24 protein-coding genes are annotated in these 23,189 nt (G+C 58.1%); 14 read left to right on the forward strand and 10 right to left on the reverse strand.

All coding sequences use genetic code 11. From position 1 onward, the window contains the following. Nucleotides 1-9: 9 nt before the first annotated feature. Both GOV87_RS09835 and GOV87_RS09840 read left to right on the forward strand, forming a co-directional pair. The gene (locus GOV87_RS09835) at nucleotides 10-2,454 is read left to right on the forward strand and encodes an FAD-dependent oxidoreductase (protein WP_171211644.1); all 2,445 of its coding nucleotides are present in this window, start codon (nucleotides 10-12) and stop codon (nucleotides 2,452-2,454) included. Next, complete coding sequence (locus tag GOV87_RS09840) at nucleotides 2,451-3,803, forward strand: MmgE/PrpD family protein (RefSeq protein ID WP_171211645.1); 1,353 nt, start codon at nucleotides 2,451-2,453, stop codon at nucleotides 3,801-3,803. Before GOV87_RS09835 ends, GOV87_RS09840 begins: the two co-directional genes overlap by 4 nt. Nucleotides 3,804-3,852: 49 nt before the next feature. Here GOV87_RS09840 and GOV87_RS09845 read toward each other — a convergent pair whose 3' ends face one another. Genes GOV87_RS09845 through fliL form a run of 5 tightly spaced genes read right to left on the reverse strand, consistent with a single transcriptional unit; the run spans nucleotide 3,853 to nucleotide 8,471 of the window. After that, nucleotides 3,853-5,994 carry a hypothetical protein gene (locus tag GOV87_RS09845; RefSeq protein WP_171211646.1) on the reverse strand — a complete coding sequence of 714 codons (2,142 nt, stop codon included), beginning with the start codon at nucleotides 5,992-5,994 and terminating at the stop codon, nucleotides 3,853-3,855. Next, the gene (gene motA / locus GOV87_RS09850; RefSeq protein WP_171211647.1) at nucleotides 5,991-6,851 is read right to left on the reverse strand and encodes a flagellar motor stator protein MotA; all 861 of its coding nucleotides are present in this window, start codon (nucleotides 6,849-6,851) and stop codon (nucleotides 5,991-5,993) included. The genes GOV87_RS09845 and motA overlap by 4 nt, the downstream gene beginning before the upstream one ends. 43 nt (nucleotides 6,852-6,894) lie before the next feature. Next, nucleotides 6,895-7,467 (reverse strand): MotE family protein, encoded by a 573-nt coding sequence (locus GOV87_RS09855; RefSeq protein ID WP_171123032.1) that lies wholly within the window; start codon nucleotides 7,465-7,467, stop codon nucleotides 6,895-6,897. After that, nucleotides 7,464-7,964 (reverse strand): DUF6468 domain-containing protein, encoded by a 501-nt coding sequence (locus tag GOV87_RS09860; protein ID WP_171211648.1) that lies wholly within the window; start codon nucleotides 7,962-7,964, stop codon nucleotides 7,464-7,466. Before GOV87_RS09860 ends, GOV87_RS09855 begins: the two co-directional genes overlap by 4 nt. Before the next feature lie 9 nt (nucleotides 7,965-7,973). After that, nucleotides 7,974-8,471 (reverse strand): flagellar basal body-associated protein FliL, encoded by a 498-nt coding sequence (gene fliL / locus GOV87_RS09865; protein WP_254428739.1) that lies wholly within the window; start codon nucleotides 8,469-8,471, stop codon nucleotides 7,974-7,976. A 119-nt stretch (nucleotides 8,472-8,590) separates the two neighbouring features. On the opposite strand from fliL, the gene fliF reads away from it, so the two are divergent. The 4 genes from fliF to fliP are packed head-to-tail and all read left to right on the forward strand — an operon-like array spanning nucleotide 8,591 to nucleotide 11,787. After that, complete coding sequence (gene fliF / locus GOV87_RS09870) at nucleotides 8,591-10,180, forward strand: flagellar basal-body MS-ring/collar protein FliF (protein ID WP_171211649.1); 1,590 nt, start codon at nucleotides 8,591-8,593, stop codon at nucleotides 10,178-10,180. Then, nucleotides 10,180-10,776 carry an ABC transporter ATP-binding protein gene (locus tag GOV87_RS09875; protein WP_171211650.1) on the forward strand — a complete coding sequence of 199 codons (597 nt, stop codon included), beginning with the start codon at nucleotides 10,180-10,182 and terminating at the stop codon, nucleotides 10,774-10,776. The genes fliF and GOV87_RS09875 overlap by 1 nt, the downstream gene beginning before the upstream one ends. Beyond that, complete coding sequence (locus GOV87_RS09880) at nucleotides 10,769-11,056, forward strand: FliM/FliN family flagellar motor C-terminal domain-containing protein (protein ID WP_171123022.1); 288 nt, start codon at nucleotides 10,769-10,771, stop codon at nucleotides 11,054-11,056. Before GOV87_RS09875 ends, GOV87_RS09880 begins: the two co-directional genes overlap by 8 nt. Next, the gene (gene fliP, locus GOV87_RS09885; RefSeq protein WP_171211651.1) at nucleotides 11,056-11,787 is read left to right on the forward strand and encodes a flagellar type III secretion system pore protein FliP; all 732 of its coding nucleotides are present in this window, start codon (nucleotides 11,056-11,058) and stop codon (nucleotides 11,785-11,787) included. Before GOV87_RS09880 ends, fliP begins: the two co-directional genes overlap by 1 nt. A 4-nt stretch (nucleotides 11,788-11,791) precedes the next feature. On the opposite strand, the gene GOV87_RS09890 is transcribed toward fliP, so the two are convergent. Both GOV87_RS09890 and GOV87_RS09895 read right to left on the reverse strand, forming a co-directional pair. Beyond that, nucleotides 11,792-13,234 (reverse strand): HAMP domain-containing sensor histidine kinase, encoded by a 1,443-nt coding sequence (locus tag GOV87_RS09890; RefSeq protein WP_171211652.1) that lies wholly within the window; start codon nucleotides 13,232-13,234, stop codon nucleotides 11,792-11,794. Then, a complete protein-coding gene (locus GOV87_RS09895) occupies nucleotides 13,231-13,965 on the reverse strand; it encodes a response regulator transcription factor (protein ID WP_171211653.1) in 735 nt (244 codons plus the stop codon). The genes GOV87_RS09890 and GOV87_RS09895 overlap by 4 nt, the downstream gene beginning before the upstream one ends. A gap of 217 nt (nucleotides 13,966-14,182) precedes the next feature. Here GOV87_RS09895 and GOV87_RS09900 point away from each other — a divergent pair, with 217 nt between their 5' ends. Genes GOV87_RS09900 through GOV87_RS09915 form a run of 4 tightly spaced genes read left to right on the forward strand, consistent with a single transcriptional unit; the run spans nucleotide 14,183 to nucleotide 18,354 of the window. After that, nucleotides 14,183-15,427, forward strand: a complete 1,245-nt coding sequence (locus GOV87_RS09900) for an ABC transporter substrate-binding protein (RefSeq protein ID WP_171211654.1) — start codon at nucleotides 14,183-14,185, stop codon at nucleotides 15,425-15,427. Nucleotides 15,428-15,485: 58 nt separating this feature from the next. Beyond that, nucleotides 15,486-16,358, forward strand: a complete 873-nt coding sequence (locus GOV87_RS09905) for a carbohydrate ABC transporter permease (protein ID WP_170387762.1) — start codon at nucleotides 15,486-15,488, stop codon at nucleotides 16,356-16,358. Continuing rightward, the gene (locus tag GOV87_RS09910; RefSeq protein ID WP_171124147.1) at nucleotides 16,351-17,256 is read left to right on the forward strand and encodes a carbohydrate ABC transporter permease; all 906 of its coding nucleotides are present in this window, start codon (nucleotides 16,351-16,353) and stop codon (nucleotides 17,254-17,256) included. The genes GOV87_RS09905 and GOV87_RS09910 overlap by 8 nt, the downstream gene beginning before the upstream one ends. A 3-nt stretch (nucleotides 17,257-17,259) precedes the next feature. Next, on the forward strand, nucleotides 17,260-18,354 hold the full coding sequence (locus GOV87_RS09915) for an ABC transporter ATP-binding protein (protein ID WP_171123009.1): 1,095 nt from the start codon (nucleotides 17,260-17,262) through the stop codon (nucleotides 18,352-18,354). A gap of 56 nt (nucleotides 18,355-18,410) precedes the next feature. Here GOV87_RS09915 and GOV87_RS09920 read toward each other — a convergent pair whose 3' ends face one another. Together GOV87_RS09920 and GOV87_RS09925 are read right to left on the reverse strand one after the other, a co-directional pair. Beyond that, nucleotides 18,411-19,019: a phospholipid-binding protein MlaC gene (locus GOV87_RS09920; RefSeq protein WP_171124150.1), complete on the reverse strand. Its 609-nt coding sequence runs from the start codon at nucleotides 19,017-19,019 to the stop codon at nucleotides 18,411-18,413. After that, on the reverse strand, nucleotides 19,009-19,779 hold the full coding sequence (locus GOV87_RS09925; RefSeq protein WP_171123229.1) for a VacJ family lipoprotein: 771 nt from the start codon (nucleotides 19,777-19,779) through the stop codon (nucleotides 19,009-19,011). The genes GOV87_RS09920 and GOV87_RS09925 overlap by 11 nt, the downstream gene beginning before the upstream one ends. A 343-nt stretch (nucleotides 19,780-20,122) precedes the next feature. Between GOV87_RS09925 and GOV87_RS09930 the strand changes: the two genes are divergently transcribed. From GOV87_RS09930 to GOV87_RS09945, 4 genes are read left to right on the forward strand one after another with little or no spacing between them, the layout of a single operon-like run. Then, nucleotides 20,123-20,578 carry a RidA family protein gene (locus GOV87_RS09930; RefSeq protein ID WP_171123005.1) on the forward strand — a complete coding sequence of 152 codons (456 nt, stop codon included), beginning with the start codon at nucleotides 20,123-20,125 and terminating at the stop codon, nucleotides 20,576-20,578. Next, on the forward strand, nucleotides 20,575-21,342 hold the full coding sequence (locus GOV87_RS09935; RefSeq protein ID WP_171211655.1) for a glycerophosphodiester phosphodiesterase family protein: 768 nt from the start codon (nucleotides 20,575-20,577) through the stop codon (nucleotides 21,340-21,342). Before GOV87_RS09930 ends, GOV87_RS09935 begins: the two co-directional genes overlap by 4 nt. A 45-nt stretch (nucleotides 21,343-21,387) precedes the next feature. Then, entirely contained in the window at nucleotides 21,388-22,575 is a 1,188-nt protein-coding gene (locus GOV87_RS09940; RefSeq protein WP_171124154.1) for a GNAT family N-acetyltransferase, read from the forward strand. Then, nucleotides 22,572-22,865, forward strand: coding sequence for a 4a-hydroxytetrahydrobiopterin dehydratase (locus GOV87_RS09945; RefSeq protein WP_170387748.1), 294 nt, complete (start codon nucleotides 22,572-22,574; stop codon nucleotides 22,863-22,865). Before GOV87_RS09940 ends, GOV87_RS09945 begins: the two co-directional genes overlap by 4 nt. Here the strand turns inward: GOV87_RS09945 and GOV87_RS09950 are convergent. Continuing rightward, entirely contained in the window at nucleotides 22,862-23,173 is a 312-nt protein-coding gene (locus GOV87_RS09950; RefSeq protein WP_171122999.1) for a hypothetical protein, read from the reverse strand. The genes GOV87_RS09945 and GOV87_RS09950 overlap by 4 nt on opposite strands. Nucleotides 23,174-23,189: the final 16 nt, after the last annotated feature.

A 23,189-nucleotide genomic window follows, 5' to 3' on the forward strand; every position in this document is an offset into this window, starting at 1 on the left:
GTCACGCCGATGAAAACCCACGCACAAGCCGTTGTGATCGGAGGGGGGCTGGTCGGCTGCTCGATCCTGTATCATCTGGCCAAGCTCAGCTGGACCGATGTTGTCCTGCTGGAACGCGATGAACTGACCAGCGGGTCCACATGGCACGCGGCGGCCAATATCCACGGGCTGCACGATAACAACAACATCACCCGCATCCAGCATTATACTATGAACCTGTATAAAGAGCTGGAGAAGGAAACCGGGCAGGGCTGTGGAGTTTTCCAGTCCGGTTCGCTTTATCTGGCGCAGACCGAGGACCGCGAACACCAGTTGCGTCTGCAAGAGGCTAAGGCAAAATTCTATGGCCTTAATTTTCACGAGATTAGCCGCGAACAAGCGATGGAATTGCACCCGCTGGCGCAGTTCGATGACATCCGTTGCATCATGTTCGAACCGGATGGCGGCAATGTCGATCCTTCGGGCGTGACGCACGCCTATGCTGCTGGCGCCCGCGCGATGGGCGCCTCGATTGAGCGGTTTTGCCCTGTATTAGGCACTGAACAGCAATCCGACGGGTCGTGGATTGTGCGCACGAAAAAGGGGGACATCCACACGCAGTGGGTGGTCAATGCAGGCGGTCTATGGGGGCGGGAAGTTGCGGCGCTGGCCGGGATCGAATTGCCTTTGCAACCCACCGAGCATCAGTATTTCGTCACCGAAGCGATTGATGAGGTCGCCGCCTTGGGCCGCCGCCTGCCATCCATCGCGGACAGGGACGGTGAGTACTATTTCCGGCAGGAGGGCAACGGGCTGCTGATCGGTGCCTACGAAAAAGACATGAAGTTTTGGGCCGAAAACGGCACGCCGCTGGACTTTGCCCACGATCTGTTCCCCGACGATCTGGACCGGATCATGGAAAACGTCATTCGTGCTACCGAACGTGTGCCAGTCGCCGCGACCGCGGGTGTGAAACGGGTGATCAACGGCCCTATGATCTGGTCACCCGATTCCAACGCGATCTGGGGGCCGGTGCCCGAGTTGCAGAACTATTTCTGCTGCACCGGGATCATTCCCGGATTTTCGCAATCGGGCGGTCTTGGCCTGCTGTCAGCACAGTGGATGATCGAGGGCGAGCCGCAATATGACATGTTCGCGTGGGATTTGGCGCGCTTTGGCGACTGGGCCGACAAGAAATTCACCAAGGCGCGTGTCCAAGACGCTTATACGCACCGTTTCGCCATCCACTTCCCGAATGAAGAACGCAGCGCGGGACGTCCCGCTCGTCTGCGCCCGGCCTATCAGATACAAAAAGACTTGGGCTGTGTCTTTGGTCTGAACTGCGGTTGGGAACACCCGCTCTGGTTTGCCAAGCAACCCGGAGTGACTGACACAAACGGCTTTACACGCCAGAACTGGTGGGAACCTGTGGGCCGCGAGGCGCAGATGTTGCGTGACCATGTGGGTGTGATCGACATCTCGAACTTCGCCAACTACATCGTCAAAGGCCCCGGCGCGTATGATTGGTTGGATCGTCTGGTCGCCAACCGTGTGCCGACTCAGATTGGGCGGTCCTGTCTGACCCCCATGATCTCGGTGCGCGGCGGAGTTGCGGGTGATTTCACCATCACCAAGACTGCCGAGGACGAGTACATGATGATCGGCTCGGGCATGGCAGAACGCTATCACCAGCGGTTCTTCAACATGGTCGATCTGCCCGAAGGTACAACGCTCGAAGTCGCCACGAACCGTATTGCGGGCTTTAACGTGGCAGGGCCAAAGTCGCGTGACCTGTTGCAGCGCCTCACGAATGCGGACCTGTCAAACGAAGGGTTCAGCTTTATGCGGTCCCGCCGGATCGAGGTTGCGGGTGTGTCCTGTCTTGCCATCCGCGTCAGCTTTACCGGTGACCTGGGGTGGGAGCTTCATTGCGCCGAAGAAGATCAAATCAGGCTCTATACTGTACTTTTGGAGGCCGCGAATGACTTGGGCGGCGGCCCGGTTGGCGGCCGCGCGTTGGGGTCATTGCGGATTGAAAAGGGATACGGTTCCTGGGGGCGGGAGTATTCTCAGGAATATTGGCCGCAAGAAGTTGGGCTAGCCGGGCTGATCAAGCTGGACAAGGATTTCTTGCACAAGGACGCGTATCTGGCCGTCAAAGACAATACCCCACGCGAGGTTCTGTCGATGTTTGAAGTGGAGGCAACCAATGCCGATGCATCCGGTGGCGAGCCGATTTTCACCCCGGAGGGAACGCCGATTGGGCGGGTGACCTCTGGCGCATTCGGTTACAGCGTAGGGAAGTCTCTGGCGATCGGCTATGCCAACCCCAAGGTTGCCCAGCCCGGAGATACGGTGAGTATTTTCATCCTGGGCAGACCGCACAAGGCCACGCTTTTGGCTGAGCCGCCATTTGATCCGTCAGGTCTGCGCCTTCGGGACATAAGGCAACCTGTGGCGGACCCGGTAAAATGACGGGGACGTTCGACCAAGTCGCGGATTTCGCACTGCGCCGGACAGCGGACCAAATGCCGCAAAGCGCGATGGACGCTGCCGCCCTGATGATGCTGGACACTATGGGTATCCTGATCGCCTCTGGTCCGATGGAGGCGGGGGTGATCGCCCGTGAAACAGCGTCAGTGCTGTATGCCAGCACGCAGGAAGATTTTAGCGCGCGTATGATGTTCGATGGGCGTCGGGTCAGCATGGCAGGGGCTGCCTATGCCATGGCAACCCAAACCGACAATCTGGACGGGCATGACGGGTACAACCCGACCAAGGGGCATATCGGCGTTGTCGTCTTGCCCACGCTAGTCGCCCTCGCCGAGCATTGCCCCGACCTGACCGGACCCGACGCGCTGGCTGCCGTGAGCACCGGGTATGAGGTTGCGGGGCGCGCCGGGTTATCGCTGCACGCCTCGGTCGACGATTATCATACATCGGGTGCGTGGAACGCGCTGGGTGTGGCGGCAATGGCCGCGCGCTTGCGGGAGCATACATCGGAACAATTGCGACAGGCGATGGGGATCGCCGAGTATCACGGCCCGCGCAGTCAAATGATGCGGGAAATTGCGAATCCAACGATGCTGCACGACGGCTCTGGCTGGGGGGCTCTGGTTGGGCTGTCCGCCGCTGTTCTAGCCGAAAAGGGATTTACCGGCGCCCCGGCCATCACGATTGAAGCCCAATCTGCGGCATCTCATTGGGCTGATCTGGGTCAGTTCTGGCAGGTTGAACACCAATATGTAAAACCTTATCCGATCTGCCGCTGGGCGCACGCGGCGATTGATGCGGTTCGCGCGGTCATGGAGTCGAATGATCTGACGCACGACCAAATTCTGTCCATCCAGATCAACAGTTTTGATGAGGCTGTGTGCCTGTTTGGGGGAATGCCCGAAACGACGTCACAGGCGCAGTATTCCCTGCCCTTTGCCGTGGCGGTTCAGGCGATTTACGGACGGATTGGGGTCGAGCATATTTCTGGGGCTGGCCTGGCCGACCCGTCTGTTGCCGAGTTCATGACGCGCATTCATACCTCTCGGTCCAAGCGCCACGCTGAGCGATTTCCGAAAGGCAGATGGGCGGATGTAAGCATCCAGACCACAGATGGACGAGTGTTGGATTCGGGCGATGTTCATGCCCGCGGCGGTCCCGAAGTACCCTTTGAACGCGAAGACGTAATCGCCAAATACACAGAATTTGCCGCGCCTGTGGTGGGTGAGCGAAGGGCGAATGCCATCCGAACTGCCATTTTGGGATGGTGCGAACCGACAAGCCGCTATTCTGATTTGGCACAATTAATCTTTCACCCCGTTACTCGATAATCGATCGAAAAAGGCTCTAACAAAACAAATTTTTCCATTCCTCCAGTTTTTATTCAGACACTTTCGACAGGAGCGCAGCAATCTCCCGTCGGGTATTGGCACTGTGCTGCAATAGCTCTCTGGCATCGGCCAAAGGCCTGTCCGGGCTGCGGGTCAAAGGTTGCGAAAGGAACTGAGTGGATTGGCTGGCTTGGCTAAACCGATCGTCATGTTCAGTTTTCACTTGATCATTAAGATTGGCCAACCAGAACAATCTGTTAGCCGCTTCATGCTGACCCGAGGCCCTTAACACGTTGGCCGCGGCGGCGAAGTCGCCCGTTGCCTGCAACGCCTGTACCCTAAGATCAACAGCATCCGTAGACGGGGTTGTAGCCAGTTCAAGCAGCGCCTGATGCGGTCGGTTACTCTGCAAGGCAGATTGGGCCCGAATACGCGCGCGATCCGATTTTTGCGTCTTGTCTTGAATCCGACTTGCCATGGAATGGGCCGGACCCGCAAAACCAAGCGATGCCAACCGGGTTGCTACCGCGACGGCGGTTTCTGTCGATAGAGCGTAGGTGTTTCTTTTCGACATGATCAGCGTGCGGCGCAAAAAAGTCGTGTCATCTGCACGTTCCACCAGCATTTGCGTGACCCGGTTTAATGCGACCTCATCCTCCGCGTCCTTAGGGATTTCCCCCAGAAGGTTCAGCGCCTGATCAAATTCATGATTCAGGCTTAGGGCAACTGCATGGGTGCGCTGGGTCATGGGCTGAAACTCTGAACCTCGGAATTCAACAGCGTAAGAGGCAGCCAATTCGACTTCTTTCGCAGAAACAGAGCCTCTGTCGAACCACCGTTTCTCGACAAGTCGTGCAAGGGCCAGCGGAGCCCCTACCGTTGTGTCCGAAGATGAGATGACGTCCGCCAGATGTGTTTCGGCGCGTTGTCCATCGCCTTCCGCCGTTGCGACGGTCGCCTTGGCCTGCGACGCGCTTGCCGTGGAATAATCCGAAACCCGGTCAATTGCCCGCAATACGCGCCGGGCGGCCTCCAGTTCCTTACCTTCAGTCAAAATCTCGGCCAATGCCGGACCTACCTGACGCCGTAGATGTTTCGGCAGGCGCTGGAAGGTCTGTTCCACTGTCTTCAAGCGAACATAACCCGATAGGTTCCCTTCGGTCAGCACCCCCCACAATGCCGCGTCGCTGTCACACCCTTGCTGGCCTTTGAACGGATTTGCCCCGGAAACTTGACCGTTGCCCATATACTGCGCGATCGCGTTGATGCGTTCTGATTCACGCGAATTCCGGCCCAACAAGCCCAATACCTGAATCGCTTCTGCGCCAAACCCATGGGACGCGTATAGCTTTGCCAATTCCAATACCTTCGTTTCATCGAGGGTATCGAATTCCTGATACATTGCTGACCGGAGCGCTGACACAAGTTCTGGAAACGGCTTCGTTCCGCCCCATGTCCCAAAGCTTAGGTCTGCGCTGGACAGGCACTGAGGCTGGCGTTCATTCGGGATAATGCCTGCATCCAGAAATTCACCCAATTCATCCAAAACCGAAGTCACGGTGATATTTGCGCCCGGATCCATCGGCGCAAGCACAGGTTCTTGCGCGATGGACGCTCTGGGCCCAACCGGAGCAATCCTGAGGTCGACGAGTTCGCAGTCGGCACCCTGTAGAAGCCGGGCCGATAACTGGATTTCAAGCTGTTGCGCATTCAAATTCAATAGTGGCAGCGACAATGCCTCCGGCAGTTGTGTTTGCTTCAACGGGTTTTGCGCCGGGGTCGTTTTGGGCAGCAGCGGGGGTGGAATGTCGCCGCTGATTTCCGGGAGCAGTGCCGCCGGAGTAATATCCACCACGATCATCGTCTTGTTGTGCAAAAACGAGGACGCGACACAGTCGCAACCGAATTGCATTTCCAGTGCTCCTCCCGGAGTGCTCTGTGAAATCGCCGCCAGACGATCTTGCGTCAACCGGCGAAAGACCGAGCGGGTATCGAATTTCACGCCATCCAACGCGACGCTCAGGCGCGCGCCGTTTTTGGTCTGTGCAAGGGTCCAGCCCGTGTTCGCGGGCACCTGCACAACCAGCCGTGTGTAACCTTCGTGTTCACCTGACCGAACCGGAACATCCTGCGCGACTGCCGCCCGAGCCAATCCCATTAGAACCGCTGCGAGTATTCCTGCCCTGATCATGCCGCGGCCTGCTTGAGCTCTTTCAACGCATCTTCCAGCTCGGAGAAGCCCGGTCGGTTATGGGTGGGCGTGTTCTGACGTCCGACTTCGATACACATTGCAGGATTGTGGTTGTGTAAATTGGCGACCAGCACTTCCCGGATCAGTTGGTAGAAATGGTTGTCCTCCTCAACCACGGCTTTAAGCTTGCCGGCGAAGGGTCCGACCAGACCGTAAGCCAGGAAAACTCCCAAAAACGTCCCGACCAGGGCGCCGCCAATCAGTTTCCCCAGAACTTCGGGTGGCTGGTCGATGGAGCCCATTGTCTTGATCACACCCAAAACAGCGGCGACAATCCCCAGGGCGGGCAGGCCATCAGCAACCGTTTGAAGGGCGTGGCTGGAATGCATGGCATGATGAAAATTCGCCTCCATCCGCTTTTCCAGCACTTCTTCCACTTGATGCGGATCGTGATAGTTCATCGACGCAGAGCGCATCGTGTCGCAAATCAGATCAACGGCCTCCTTGTCTGACTGAATTTTTGGGTAGGCCAAAAACAAAGATGAGTTTTCGGGGTCCTCTATATGCTGCTCCACCTCGACCGGATTGGCTTTTGCAATTCGGATCAGGGAAAACAACAGGCACAAGAGATCGCGATAATCTTCGGGCTTCCATTTCGGGCCCCTGAACACTTTGCCGATGTCCTTGGCGGTGTGTTTCACAGCGCTCAGGTCGTTGCTGATCAGAAAAGCACCGACAGCCGCCCCCCCGATCATCATCATTTCAAACGGTAGCGATTTCAAAATAATTGCCATCTTGCCACCAGCAGCCAGATAGCCACCAAATACCATGACGAAAATGACGACAATTCCGATCATGTGTGATCTCCAGCAGAGTCAAAGGCGGGTGTTAAGATTCAGGTCATTCTTGGGGGGCTGAGGCGTTTCGACCGGCCATGATGACACTGATCGTATAAGCCGCCTCGGGGCTGAGCCCGGCCAGAACGCCCGCTGCCGCATCGGGTGGCATGCGCGACAGGAAACCTGCCGCAAACCCCGGGTCCATCGTTTCAAACAAGGCTGCGGCGTCTTTCGGCTTCATGCTTTGATAAACGTCAGTCAGGCGTGTCAGGTCGGTTTCGGCGGCTTTTTCGGCATAGGCCAGCGTTTCGCGCAGGTTTTCTTCGGCCTCCTGCAAGGCGACCAACCTGCTCGCAATGGCCCGATCCGCGATACTCAGGGCCTTTTCCTTGACCTGCAACGCCGCCTCGCGGTCTTTCAACGCTTCTTCGCGGCGCAACAGCGCGGTCAGAAGTTCCTGCGCCCCGGGCCGGTCTACCTGAGTATTGGCGGGCTCGGATGCCGTTGGTTCGGTGGTCTTGGCGAGGGCAGGTCCGGCTTCAAGTCCCACTCGAATCGCGGCTGAGCCGACCATCAAAGCGGATATCACTGCAAGAACACCACCTTTGGGTCGGTTGGCAGGTTCGCGCTTCATCCTGTGACCTCGCCCCGATTACGACCATGCCGCATGAACATCAGGCCAACCGGTCGTTTGGCGGGGCTGTCTTGCTCTGGTTTCTGGACGTGATCCGCATCATCTTCTGATGTGTCAGCTCTGTGAGCGACGTCTGGTGAAATCTCAGCCTCTGGGGCCTCTGGCGCAGTATCAGTTTCGGCTTTGGTGGGGGCTTCGGGCTTGGGTTCTTCCGTGATGACGTCGTGCATCGACGCCATCATCAGTTCCAACTGCTGCGCAACTGTTTCTGCTCGCTGGGTCAGGTCCTTCAAGTCATCCCCAGATTTGTCAGTCGCCGCCCGCGCTGCATCCAGTGATTTCTTCAATTCATCCGCCTGCGTCGACAAGACAGCCACCGCGCCGCCGACCCCTTTTTCCAGATCTGTGAAACGCCTCAGGCGCCGGGACAGAACGAAGCAGTACAAACCCGCACCAAGGGCCCCCGCAACAAGCAACATATCTGCGATCAGTTCCAACTTCGCCTCCTAGTTCAGTACGAATTCCATGACGAGGACATCGCGCACGCGATCTTCTCCGACGACTATTCCGATGCGCCGAAGCAGGTGTCCGCGGATACGCATAAGCGCCAGAGAATCTTCGAGGTCTGAGATTTCGACCGCGCGCAGGTATCCGTTCAGAACGTCCATGATTCGCGGTTTCATTTTTTCGACGTCACCCAGGAATTCAGAACTCACCTCAAGTTGAGCGTGAAATTTCAAGTGGCGGGACGCGCCTGTATTTACCGAAACGATCACTGGCGGAAGGTCGACAAAGCCAACATCGGGCAACGCCATTCCGGGCGTATTTTTCTTTTTTTCCTTGGCCTCATGCGTGCTGGTCTTGGTCCCGATTGGCAACGCCCCCGAGGTGGTCAGAAAATACCCGCCTGCTGCGCCAATCATCGCCAGAATCAGCCCGATGATCAGCCCCATTTTCCCCGATTTTTTCGGGATTTCTGCCTGTTCTGCGGTCGCGTCGGTCATGAGGTCCTCATTCATCCGTTCTGCGATCGTCATAACCCGGCAGGGACTAACCGATTGTTAAGGGCAATCGTCCAAACAAGGGATGCGCCGGGCAGAATGTCGGCGAGTCGGAGGTGAGCGTGCAGCAGATCGGAACTGTCTGGGCTAGTTTGGACAGGCGTAAACAAATCATCCTTGCCGGTGCGGTTGTGCTGGTGTTTTTGGGCGTCCTTGCGATGTCGCGATTGGTGACGGCACCGTCGATGACCTTGCTCTATGCCGGGCTGGAAAGTGGCGCGGCGGGGGATATCGTCCGATCGCTGGAACAGCGTGGCGTTCCCTACGAGATTCGGGGCGGCTCGATCTATGTGCCGGGGTCGCAGCGGGACGAACTGCGCATGACACTGGCGAGCGAAGGTTTGCCCGCCAACGGAACGCAGGGGTACGAGCTTCTGGATTCGCTTAGCGGTTTTGGCACGACGTCGCAGATGTTCGATGTTGCTTATTGGCGTGCAAAAGAAGGCGAGCTGGCCCGGACCATCGTTGGCAGCCGGCATATCAGTCAGGCGCGTGTGCATATCGCGAATGGATCAACCAATCCGTTTCAACGCAGCATCGCGCCGACGGCGTCGGTCTATGTGGTGTCTTCAGGGGCGGAAATTACAGCGGATCAGGCCAAGGCGATCCGGTTTCTTGTTGCCTCGGCCGTCAGCGGGCTTGCGCCCGAGAATGTGGCGGTAATCGATTCCAGAGGGGCTGTGATTGGCGCGCAGGATAATGCTGTTGCCTCGGACACGGCTGATGATAAGTCGCGCCAGTTGCGCGAGCGGGTCTTGCGCCTTGTCGAAGCTCGAGTCGGGGCCGGAAACGCGGTTGTTGAGGTCAGCGTTGATACCGTGACCAAAACGGAATCCATACGCGAACGTCGGTTTGATCCCAACGGTCGGGTCGCGATCAGCACGGATGTCGAGGAACGCTCGGACAGTGCGCGGAACCAATCGGCGGATGTAACGGTGGCGTCGAACCTGCCGGATGGCGATGGCGCGGGCGGTGATGAGTCGAACTCGAACGCGACGCAAACGCGCGAACGTGTGAACTATGAGGTTTCAGAGACAGAGCTTGAGGTTCACAATGCACCGGGGGCGGTCAAAAGACTGACTGTCGCCGTTCTGGTGAACGGAACTCGAGCGGTGGATGCCGCTGGGGTGGAACGCTTCGAACCGATGCCGCAGGCTGAACTTGCCGCGCTTGAGGAATTGGTGGCCTCAGCGGTTGGTTTCGACGCCGAACGCGGGGACGTGATTACCTTAAAGTCCCTGAACCTTCCGGTGGTTGAACCACAGGGGACCTTGGCGTCTGCTTCGATCTGGCAAAAAGTGCATTTGGACGCGATGTCGTTAATTCAGATGGTGGTTCTGGCGTTTGTCGCTCTGGTTTTGGGCCTGTTCGTGATCCGCCCAATCCTAACGAAGCCGAGCGAAGCGACCGCCTTGTTGCCTGCGTCCCAGCCGACCGAGCCAGATGCTGCCCTGACCGGCGAGATTGCAACCGGGGACAACGGCAATTTCGCTCCGCTTGAGGCGCAGGCATCCGCAGGCAACGTACCAGCACGTGCTCCGTCAACCGGCGCTGATCCGGTGGAGCGGCTGCGGGCGATGATCGGCGACAAGCAGGAAGAGACTGTCGAAATCCTGCGCAGTTGGCTTGAGGAAGAGGAGGAGCGGGTCTGATGTCAATTGCTCACCTTCTGGAAGATTTCACCCTGCAGGCTGGAACAGGAAAGGTGCATCTCCTGGATGACGACGCGCTGGAAGAAATGCGGCTGGCTGCGTTTGAAGAAGGCTACAGTGCAGGATGGGAAGACGCGCTTCAGGCGCGGGAACAGGACCGTGGCGAGGCGTCTGCAACTCTGGCCAAATCACTTGAGGATATGTCCTTCACATATCACGAAGCGATTGCACGGATGTCCACGTCGTTGGAGCCGATGTTCCAGAGTCTAATGCGAACCGTTTTGCCCGAAACACTGGACCGTGGCTTTGCGGCCCGGCTGGTCGAACAGTTGACCGAAATGGCGCGTGATCACATCGGGCAGCCTATGCAGGCCTTTGTGCCCGAAGGGTGCGCGCCCGAGTTGGAGAGCATGGTGCCAGAGAGTCTGTCCTCCGAGACCCAAGTGATTGAAGACCCGGCATTGGAGCCCGGTCAAGCGCGCTTGCAGGTCGGTGTTTTCCAACGTGAAGTAGATTGCAGCGCCCTGCTTGCAACGATCTCAGGCGCATTCGACGCGTATGTTTTTGAGGCAAAAGAGGCATTGAGCCATGAGTGACGACCAAATCCCAAAACCTGAAAAGTCCAGTCCCTTCGACTCTGTCCCGATCGAGGTCACGGTCTCGGTCGGGCGCGCGCGTCCCCTGATCCGGGATTTGCTGAACATGGGTGAGAATGCGGTGCTAACCTTGGACAAGCGGATCGAAGACCCGGTCGATCTGTATGTTGGCGATCACTTGGTGGCGCGCGGACTGTTGGAAGAGATGGAGGGCGATCAGGCGGGTCAGCTAGCCGTGAGGTTGACCGAGATTGCGGACTTGCAGAACGGGATCGGTTGATGCGCTTGCTGCTTTGGGTGGCCGTCGCCGCTCTATCTTTGATGTCCTCGCTGGCGGCGGCGCAAGAGCTGTCGCTCTCGCTGGGAGAGGGCGGGTCGATCTCGGCGCGGACCATTCAGTTGATCCTTCTGATCACAGTGCTGAGCCTTGCGCCCGGACTGGCGATCATGATCACGTGCTTTCCTTTTTTGATCACGGTTCTGGCTATCCTGCGGCAAGGTATCGGATTGCAGCAATCTCCGCCCAATATGCTGATCGTTAGCCTGGCGCTGTTTCTCACCTATTTCATTATGGAGCCGGTCTTTACCGAAGCCTGGACAACCGGCATTCGCCCAATGATCGACGAAACAATGGATGTGGAACCGGCGCTTGAGCGCGCCCTGCAGCCATTTCGAAGCTTTATGGCGGCTCGGCTAGATCCGGATACATTTCATGCGATGGCCGCCCTGCGTCCTGAGGGGGAGGCGATTGCCTTGTCGCCCCAAGCGCCGCTTTCGATTCTGATGCCGTCTTTCATGTTGTCTGAAATTGCTCGGGCATTTCAGATTGGGTTTCTGATCTTCCTGCCCTTCCTGATCATCGACCTGGTTGTAGCTGCGGTACTGATGTCTATGGGAATGATGATGGTGCCACCAGCGACAGTATCGCTGCCGTTTAAGTTGGCATTCTTTGTTATCGCGGATGGCTGGTCCCTGATCGCAGGTGCGTTGGTGCGCAGCTATATGACCTGACCTGTTATTGCCGGGTGATCTGCAGGCACGCGCGCAGGCCCCTGTCGCCGGCCTCGAAACTCAGCGCGCCTCCGTGTTGTTCTGCAACTGTCGCGGCAATCGTCAGACCCAGCCCGAAACCATCGGACGATCCCGTATTCGATCCACGCCGAAACGGGGTCATCAAATCTTCGATATCCGAAACGGACAGATCGGTGCCCTTATCCTGAATTGTGATGGTTGCGGTGCGCGCATCCGTTTCCAGTTGCACCTCGGCATGGCGACCATATTTCAGGGCGTTGTCAATCAGGTTGGTCAAGGCGCGTTTCAGGGAAATCGGTCGCCCCATGACCAGCATACGCCGTGTCTCGGGCAGGCTGCCTTGTCCCCGGCGGGACATGAAGACCGAAGGCGCGCCCTGCACCGCCACCGGATCGACCTTTTGCAAGGTAACCGGCAGATCCATGTCCTGATAATCAGCGACGACCGCTTCGACCAAAGCGGTCAGTGAAATCTGGCGCGGCTCTTCAACGCTGAGTTCAGACCGCGTGTAGGTCAGGACGCTTTCGATCATCCCCGTCATCTGATCCACATCGGCCTCGAGCTTTTCGCGCAGCTCGTCATCGGGGATCAGGGCGGCCCTAAGCCGGACACGGGTTGCCGGCGTTCCAAGGTCATGACTGACCCCGGACAGAACTGTTGCACGTTTTTCCAGTTGCGCGCGTTCCGCTTCGAGATGTGCGTTTACGGCCGATACGATGTCCTGCAGTTCAGCGGGGCCGCTCGTGTCATAACTGTCCGGACCGCCGCGCCGCTGGCGCTCTCGCAAAGCGTGGGAAAAACGTGTGAACGTATCCGACGCGTTCCCGACCGACGTCATGATCACCGCCAGCGCGACAACGCCCAACAGGATTGCCGGCAATCTCAGGTCGGCAGGCGCGGCCCGGCATCCCCAGATATTCGTTCCATCCACCTGGTACCATGGCCCCCGTCCGAATTGCGCGAACACGATGGGCTCACTGCAATAAGTCGCCAGCAGTTTGGTCAGGTTGCCCATCTTTTCGGGGCCGGTCTGATCGCTGCCGGAAACGATATCGGACACCGGATAGACCAACCGGTCAGACAGGACGGCCAGCGTCAGTTCCCGTCCACTCAGTGGGGACGAACTGTCGGTCAGGATGGACAGGTTGGTCACGAACCGGCGGTCGGAAAAACCCGGAACGCGGTTGAACTCACCTCTCTCTGCAAGCGTTGCATTGTCAGGCGACAAAGGTGTGATGGAAAACTCAGGGGAGGAGACCATTCCGGTGCGCAGGTCCTCATAGATCGTAAACCCGGCAACAAACGAACGCATCTGGAACTGGGTCCAGGCGCGCGATGACGCGAACCACAGGCTAGCGCAGAGCACTCCGACGGCAAATGCCGATACCGCCCAGATCCAGCCGAGGTTGCGCAGGCGCAACGTCATTCCTCTTGCACCGAAACATCTGCGGCGAACACGTATCCAACGCCGCGCTCAGTGCGCAGCATCTGCGGGTCCTTCGGATTGGCTTCGATCTTTGACCGCAAGCGACCAACCAGCATGTCGATGGCTCGTCCTTGCGCTTCTGGCTTGTCTGAGTCGCCGATTACGTCCAGCGCGGTAACGATTTCGTCGCGCTTCAGTGGAATATGCGGATTGGCCAGCAAAACCTTCAGCAGTGCCGTTTCACGTTGCGACAGCGCGACCAGATAACCCTCGGGTGAGTGCACCTCATCCCGTTTACCGTCATAGAGCCACCCGTCGAACCGGAAACTACGGGTCCGGCGGCGGTAGGCCAGAGAAGGCGTCCGGCGCGCCCGTTGCATTACTGCGCGCACGCGGGCCAGCAGCAGTTGAGGATTGAACGGTTTGGCGATGTAGTCATCGGCCCCAACCTCGTACCCCGCCATGCGTTGGTGATCTGCCGACAAAGCGGATACCAGAATGATCGGCACGTCCTGTTCGGCACGCAGCCGGGAACAGATTTCAACGCCGTTCTCATCGCCCAGCATGACGTCCAGCAGAATAAGGTCGATGCGGCCCGCGTTCAGGTGTGCGCGAATTTCAGCCTCGGAACTGGCGGGCAGGGCGATAAAGCCGTTTTGCTGCAGGAACTGGGTCATCATTGACCGCATGTCCGGGTCGTCATCGACCACCAACAGCCGCGGAATGCTCACAGTATTCGTCCTCCCGTGCTCTGCCTCCTGGCGTCATCAATTGTAACGAACGGAAACAGATTCAATGTCAACGTAACACGCTGTAACAGAAGCGGTGAATATTTGGACCATCGCAGCGGCTTGACGCGGATTTCACGTTGCCAGACGGCACCCGAACACCAGTATGGCCGTTATCGCTGCTGCGGCAGCCTGTAAGTTCTCAGGGAGGAGACAGAAAATGAAGCGTTTTGCATTTGCCACTGTATCGACGATGGCGGTTTTGGCCGGATCGTCGGTGCTGGCGGGCCCCGAAGCCGAAGTTCTGCATTGGTGGACGTCGGGCGGTGAGGCCAAGTCGGTAGCCGTTCTGCAGGAAGAGTTCGCCTCGAATGGCGGCACCTGGACCGACATGCCGGTTGCTGGTGGCGGCGGTGATGCTGCAATGACAGCCCTGCGTGCCCGTGTTCTGGCCGGGAACGCGCCGACCGCTGTTCAGTTGAAAGGCCCGGCGATTCAGGAATGGTATGAAGAAGGCGTTCTGGCCGATATCTCATCCGTTGCCGAAGCCGAAGGCTGGGCCGATGTTCTGCCGGCCTCGATCGCGGGTCATATGATGTGCGAAGGCACATGGTGTGCCGCGCCTGTGAACGTCCACCGCGTGGACTGGATCTGGGCCAATGCGGATGTCCTGGCCGCCAATGGCATCGAGATGCCGACCACGTGGGACGAGTTCAACGCGGCTGCCGTCAAGCTGATGGATGCCGGAGTAATTCCGCTGGCTCATGGTGGTCAGTCCTGGCAGGACGCGACCGTGTTCGAAGCTGTACTGCTGGGCATCGGCGGACCGGAATTCTACCAAAAGGCGCTGGTTGATCTGGACCCCGAGGCGCTGACCTCGGACACAATGGTGCAGGTGTTTGACCAGATGCGGACCTTGCGCGGTTACGTGGACGAAAACTTCTCGGGACGTGACTGGAACCTGGCGACAGCCATGGTGATGAACGGCGAAGCGGCCTTTCAGATCATGGGTGACTGGGCCAAGGGTGAGTTTTTGGCGGCGGGCAAAAAACCGGGTGAGGACTTCCTGTGCGCGTCGACGCCCGGTGATGGCTATCTGTACAATGTCGACAGCTTTGCCATGTTCGACGTGGATGGAGATGACAAGAAGGCCGGGCAGGATCTGCTGGCCAAGCTGATCGTCGCGCCGAACTTCCAGAAAGTGTTCAACCTGAACAAAGGTTCGATCCCGGCACGGACCGACGTGGCGCTGGATGACTTTGACATCTGCGCAAACCTGTCGGCCGAAGACATGGGTTCGACCTCGGCCAGCGGTTCGCTGCTGCCGTCCTATGCTCATGGCATGGCATTGCGTGGGTCGCAGTCTGGTGCGATTACCGATGTTGTAACCGCACATTTCAACTCGGATATGTCCTCGGCTGACGCGGTTCAGCAACTGGCGGACGCAGTGGCAAACAGCTACTGATCCAATACGCTCTGCCCCCTATACTGACGGGGCAGAGCATCTTTCCCCGGAGGAAAAAATGTCCGAATGGCTGGAAAACCACCTGCCCAAGGTGGTGCTGGCACCGTCGTTCATTGCCGTGTTGATCTTTGTCTACGGCTTTATCGGATGGACGGCTTGGGTGTCGCTAACCCGATCGAAACTGCTGCCGAAATACGAGATCAAGGGCTTCATCCAGTATGAACGCCTGTTCGACTCGCCCCGCTGGGATACGGCAATTAACAACCTGTATATCTTTGGCGCGCTGTTCATCGTGATCGCGATGGTGCTGGGCCTGTTGCTGGCGATCCTACTGGATCAGAAGATCCGCGTCGAAGGGGCGATCCGCACGATCTACCTGTATCCGATGGCGCTGTCGATGATCGTGACCGGCACGGCGTGGAAGTGGATTTTGAACCCAGGGTTAGGTATCGAATCCATGGTGCAGGGCTGGGGCTTCACGAATTTCGAGTTCGACTGGCTGGTGAACCCCGATTACGCGATCTACACTATCGTGATGGCCGCGATCTGGCAAAGCTCGGGCTTCGTCATGGCGCTGTTTCTGGCCGGTCTGCGATCCGTGGATGGAGAGATCATCAAGGCAGCCCAAGTCGATGGTATCCCCACATGGCGCATTTATACGGCGATTATCATTCCCTCGATGGCCCCGATTTTCCTGTCGGCCTTCATCGTGCTGGCGCATCTTGCGATCAAAAGCTTTGACCTTGTCATCGCCCTGACAGGTGGTGGTCCGGGTTACGCGACCGATCTGCCGGCAACCTACATGTACGCCATGGCGTTTTCGCGCGGTGACATCGGCCAGGCGGCCTCTTCCGCGATGATCATGATGCTGGTCGTCTTTGCCATCGTCGTTCCCTATCTTTACTCAGAGCTGAGGGCGAAAAATGACTGATCTGTCGATGCCCCAATCCCAAACCGAACCCCGTAGCCAAAGTGCCGCTGGCAAGATTGCCCTGCGATGGTTGCTCTATGTCCTGCTGGGCCTGTTTGCGCTGTATTACCTGATGCCGCTGTTCGTGATGTTGACCACATCGCTGAAAAGCCTTGAGGAAATCCGCACCGGGTCCCTGATATCCTTACCGCGCGAGGTCAGCTTTGATGCCTGGAAAACCGCATGGTCCGGTGCCTGTACCGGTATTCAGTGCGAGGGCTTGCGGCCTTATTTCTGGAACTCGGTCCTGATCGCGGTGCCTGCTGTGGCGATCTCGACCCTGCTGGGCGCGCTGAATGGTTATGTCGTCGCTCAGTGGCGGTTCAAAGGCGCGAACATCATCTTCTCGCTCATGCTGTTTGGCTGCTTCATCCCGTTTCAGGTGGTTTTGCTGCCCATGGCGCGTTTGCTGGGCATGATGGGGATCGCCGGGACCATTCCGGGCCTGATCTTTGTCCACGTCATCTACGGTTTGGGCTTCACCACGCTGTTTTTCCGCAACTACTATGTCACCATCCCGGCCGAGCTGACTAAGGCCGCGCGCGTGGATGGGGCCGGGTTTCTGCGGATTTTCTGGTCAATCTTCCTGCCGCTGTCGCTGCCGATCATCGTTGTGACCGTGATCTGGCAGTTCACGCAGATCTGGAACGACTTCCTGTTCGGCGTGTCCTTCAGTCAGGCGGGTACGCAGCCCGTGACCGTGGCGCTGAATAACATCGTAAACTCCACCACCGGCGTCAAAGAATACAACGTCGATATGGCCGCCGCGATCATCGCGGGGCTGCCGACGCTGCTCGTCTATGTCGTTGCCGGTAAGTATTTCATCCGCGGTCTGACCGCCGGTTCTGTGAAGGGATAAATCATGGCCCCGATCCTCGATATCCAAAACCTGTATAAGAATTACGGCGCGACCGAGATTCTAAAAGACATCAACATCTCGATAGAACCGGGCGACTTCCTGGTGCTGGTCGGCCCTTCGGGCTGTGGTAAATCCACTCTGCTGAACTGTATCGCAGGGCTGGAGGAAATCACCGGCGGCACCCTGTCTATTGGCGGCAATGACATGACCCATGTCAGTCCCAAGGACCGCGACATCGCGATGGTGTTCCAGTCGTATGCGCTTTACCCGACCATGACTGTCGCCAAGAACATCACGTTCGGCATGAAAGTGCGCGGGGTCGATCAGGCGACGCAGGATGCCAAGTTGAAAGAGGTCGCTCAGCTTTTGCAGATCGAACCTCTGCTCAATCGCCGCCCCAGCCAGTTGTCGGGTGGTCAGCGTCAGCGTGTGGCCATGGGTCGGGCGCTGGTGCGCGATCCCAAGCTGTTCCTGTTTGATGAGCCGCTGTCCAACCTTGATGCCAAACTGCGGGTTGAGATGCGGACCGAGATCAAGAAACTGCATCAGACGCTGGATGCGTCGATCGTTTACGTGACCCATGACCAGATTGAGGCGATGACGTTGGCAACCAAGATCGTCGTGTTGAAAGGCGGCGTGGTGCAGCAGATCGGCACCCCGGCCGAGATCTATAACAACCCCGCCAACCTGTTTGTGGCGGATTTCATGGGCTCGCCCGCGATGAACCTGATCCCGGCACAGGCGCGTAAGAATGGCTCGGGCACTCAGATCGCTATCGCGCGCGACGGCGGTGAACTGGTGCTGAATGATGCACGTGATTTGTCGCTGCCGCAGGATGTGATTCTGGGCCTGCGCCCCGAAGACATCGCCGAAGCGGGGTTCCGCGCAGGTGATGGCGTGCAAGAGGCCGAGTGTCTGGTCGATATGGTCGAACCGGCGGGGGCCGATACCTATGTGGTTTCGGAACTGGGCGGCAAACAGGTCACGGCACGTCTGCACGCGGAAACCCGTGCGCAGGCTGGCAAAAAGTTGAACCTTGCCTTTGACATGAGCAAGGTGTCCTACTTTGCCAAGGAAACCGGCGAACGGCTGAATTAAAATAAAAGCGCCGCGCGATCAGGGATCGGGCGGCGTCATTCCGAGTGTGAGGCGGATCAGCTCACCTTGTTCCGGTTCATGTCCTTGATCAGGCGGTTCAGGTCACCACCACGGGCATCCAGCATGGCCCCGACCTCGGTCCGTTCGGTCAGCAGCATATTCACGCCTTCGATGAACATGTTGAAGAACTTGTCACGCCCCGACTTGTCGGAAACAAGGAAGGTCACTTCAAACGGCGACGATCCCTGTAGCTTGACCGAGGTGCGAACCTCGTACCCGGCCTTGATTTTGCGGGCATTGCGCACGGTGACCTGACCGCCGATGAATTCGCGGAAACGGCGACCGTATTTGTTCGAGATATAGCCCTGAAATGCGCTGGTAAATTGCTTCAGTTGCGCAGGGCTGGCGGACCGGCCATCGGCCCCAAGCACATAGCGCGCCATGATTGGCACGTCCGCATATTTCACGAAGATTTTCTCAAAATCGCGGATCATCGCTTTTTCGGATTTACCCGAGGCGATCACGCGGTTGATTTCATCCACGACACTGACAACCAACGCCTTGGCGCTGGCTTCGGTCTGGGCAAAAGCAGGAAGGGCGGTCATCAGCGCACCAGCCAAGCCGGTGGCGATAAAGTGGCGTCGGTTCAGATGGTTACTCGGCATAGGGGTCCTCGTAGGGGTCTAGGTAGGGGTCCCTGACAGGGTCGGTCCCGGTTTCGGCATAGGGATCGTCATACAGACCCAAATAGGCCTCTTCATCGTCCCTTGCCAGTTCAAAGCGCCGGTTTTGCAGGTAGATGGTCTGTGCCTGCCTATAACTGTCAGCGCTTTCGTACAGGATTGAATCAACCGTATCCGAGAACCGGCCCCGATCCCCCATGCGGCGTACAACCTCGGCGTAGACACCGATATTGTCGACGGGGCGAACGGGGGTAAAGTTGATGGGGTTCGAGAACAGATTGACGATCACGCCGATCGAATCCCGCTGGGTTGACGGGCCATAGAACGGCAGTTCCACATAGGCGCCTTCGCCGACACCCCAGACGTGCAGGGTTTCGCCGAAGTCCGTATCCACCGGCGGCAGATTCAATTCGCTGGCAGGATCGGATAGGCCCGCGCCGCCGACGGTTGTGTTGATCACGAACCGCAGAAGGGCATTCCCGGATTGCTTGAGATTGCCTTGCAGCAGGTAATCCAGCGCCTGCCCCGGCATCGTCAGGTTTTCGGCGAAATGGTTGAAACTGGTGACCATCGGATCCGGAACGATCTTGACGTATCCCTTCGAGGCCGGGCGGAACAGGAACCGGTCAACGCCCAGATTGAACTTGTGGATGCCCCGATTGGCATTTTCATAGGGGTCGAAAGTTTCCCCCGGAGGCGTTCCTTCGGGTGGGCGTGTGGCACATGCACCAAGAACTGCCATAAGGGACAGGACGATAACGGGCTTTAAGCGAATTCTGCTCAACACGGTTTTTGCCACTCCAACATGCTCGGATGCGATACAGCCGAACGCTTAATCAATACTGGTTCTGGCCGCGCATTGACGGCTCAATTTGATGACACATAGGTGTTTCACAAATACATTGAAACAGCCAGCGTTTAACCCGCACGAAGGGTCAAGGTAAAGTGACCAGAGAGGAACACTCTGGAATAAGAGAAGTTATGCTTAGTGCGCCTGCAACCCCAAAACCGCCGGTTTCGTGCTTTTCCAAATCCCTGAACCCGGTTAGCGTCCACCCGAGTCGAATTTAGGTGAGGATCATCACATGAGCATCGCAGCAAAACTGGAAAGCCTGGGCGTCACTTTGCCGGACGCGCCTGCTCCGGCCGCCAACTACGTCCCTTTCGTGCGTATCGGGAACATTGTCTATGTCTCGGGCCAGATTTCCAAGGATGACGACCTGATTACCGGTAAGCTTGGCGATGACATGGATGTCGAGGCCGGAGCCGCCGCGGCGAAGGTCTGCGCGATCAACCTGTTGGCACAGGTCAAGGCGGCCTGCGGTGGGGATATCGACAAGCTGGTGCGCGTGATCAAGCTGACCGGGTTCGTGAATTCGACCGCAGATTTCACTGCGCAGCCGCAGGTGATCAACGGCGCATCCGACTTTCTGGTCGAGGCGCTGGGCGAAGCGGGCCGCCATTCACGCTCGGCCGTCAGTGCTGCGTCGTTGCCGCTGGGCGTGGCCGTCGAGATCGAAGGTATCTTCGAGATCGCATGACGTCTGCTTTACCAGCCGCGTTCCTGCAGGCCCCGATCACGCATCGGGCCTTGCATGACATCTCGGACAACCGCCCGGAAAACAGCCGGGCGGCCATTCGCGCAGCGATTCAGGCCGGATATGGAATCGAGATCGACCTGCAACTGACAGCAGACGACCGGGCCGTGGTGTTCCACGACTATGACTTGGCGCGTTTGACCGGCCAATCGGGTCCGATCCGTCAGGTTTCGTCGGCTGAGGCCTCGAAGCTGCCATTGTTGTTTGGCGATGACGGCATTCCAGCACTGGACGAGGTGTTGGACATCGTCGCGGGCCAGGTTCCTCTTTTGATCGAGCTCAAGGATCAGGATGGTGCCATGGGCCCTAATGTCGGCCCGTTGGAGCACGACACCGTCCGCGCTTTGCAGGGCTATGACGGCCCTGTGGCGCTGATGTCGTTCAACCCCAATTCGGTGGCGGAACTGGCGCGTATCGCTCCGCACCTGCCGCGTGGGATCACAACCTGCGCCTATGAACCGAAGGTAGAGCTGTTGCCGCAGAATGTTTGCGACCATCTGCGTGGCATTCCGGATTTCGACCGGGTCGGAGCCAGCTTTATCAGCCACGAAGCCGCCGACCTGGCGCGCCCCCGCGTATCCGAACTGAAGGCGCAGGGCGTTCCGATCCTGTGCTGGACCATCCGCACGCCCGAACAAGAGGCAGAGGCCCGCAAGGTTGCGGATAATGTGACCTTCGAGGGGTATTTGGCCGCTCATCCGGGTTGAACCTAACCCCGTCCGTCACAGATAAAGACCAGATGCGGAGGGCACATGGATCAGGCACAGATTGAGGTTCGGGTACTGAATTCACTCGCGCAGATTCCTGCGGCTGAGTGGGACAGTTGTGCCTGCCCCGAAGCCTTGGACGGGGGTCGTCCGGTTGATCCTTTCACCACGCATCGGTTTCTGCTGGCATTGGAAGAAAGCGGTTCGGTCGGGCGCGGCACCGGCTGGCAGCCGCAGTATCTGACCGCCTATCTTGACGGGATGCTGATCGGAGCGGCGCCGATGTATGCCAAGTCGCATTCTCAGGGCGAGTACATCTTCGATCACAACTGGGCACATGCCTATGAAAACGCGGGCGGGCGCTATTACCCCAAGCTGCAGATCGCGGTACCCTTTACACCTGCAACGGGGCGGCGGTTTCTGGTTCGGCCGGGCTATGAAGGGGTAGGTATGTCCGCTCTGGTTCAAGGGGCGGTACAACTGGCGGCTGACAATCACGTGTCTTCCATTCACGCAACCTTCTGCACCGAGGCGGAGGCCGCCGCGGGCGAAGAAATGGGTCTAATGGTTCGCCATTCACAGCAGTTTCACTGGTTGAATGACGAGTATGACGATTTCGACGGGTTCCTGGCCGCGTTATCGTCGCGCAAGCGCAAGAATATCCGAAAGGAACGTGCGCAGGCTTGCAGTTTTGGAGGCCAGATCCATACCCTAAGCGGCGATGACCTGCGGCCTGAACATTGGGACGCGTTCTGGCGGTTCTATCAGGACACGGGCTCACGTAAGTGGGGAATGCCATATCTGACGCGGCAATTCTTTGATATTGCACACGAAACCATGGCTGACGACATGGCCTTGGTGCTGGCCGAACGCGACGGGTATCCGATTGCGGGCGCGTTGAATTTCATCGGGCGTGAGACGCTATTTGGCCGCTACTGGGGGTGCGTTGAACACCATGACTGCCTGCATTTCGAACTGTGCTATTATAAGGCGATCGACTTCGCCATTTCACAGGGCTTGGCGCGGGTCGAAGCCGGTGCGCAAGGGGAACACAAGCTGGCGCGCGGCTATCTGCCTACGCGCACGCATAGTCTGCACTGGGTGAACGACCCCGGCTTTGCCGATGCGATCAAGAAATATCTGGACGCCGAGGCCCACGCAGTGGGAGAAGAGATCGAGATTCTAACGGATTATGGCCCGTTCAGAAAATCGAACCCGGAGGAACAGCAATGACCGAACTATTGTCGACCGAGACCCGCGGCCCCCTTCTGGACCCGCTGTTCAAGAACGGCTGGACCATGGTCAAGGACCGGGATGCGATTACAAAAACCTTCATTTTCGAAGATTTCGTCCATGCGTTTGGTTGGATGACGCAGGTGGCGATTTTTGCTGAAAAGTGGAACCATCACCCTGAATGGTTCAATGTCTACCGCACGGTCGAAGTGACGCTTTCAACGCATGACGTCGGCGGGCTGTCGTCGCTTGACGCAAAACTTGCCCGCAAGATGGATAGCCTGGCCTAACCGCGATCCCCGCGTGAGCCCATGCCTCCGGCAAGGCTGGCGACTTCACCCAGACGCCTGAATTCGGCAGGGGTAACCGTGCCGTCGCTGACATCAATATTGCCGGGTATTCCGGTTCGACGGTTCCCGACCATGCGCACGGATCTGGCGGCAGGGTTGATCTCGAGGCAACGCGACTCATAACAGGTCAGGCCGCTGGTGCTGATCTGGATTTGTTGTTGGCCGTCGGGACCTGTGACCACGGGTGCTTGTGGCACATCGCAGGCCGCAAGCACGCCAAGAACACCCAGAGTAAACCATTTGTTCATTGCACGCTCCTGTCCG

The organism is Ruegeria sp. HKCCA5426, assembly GCF_013034585.1.
GTDB lineage: Bacteria > Pseudomonadota > Alphaproteobacteria > Rhodobacterales > Rhodobacteraceae > Ruegeria.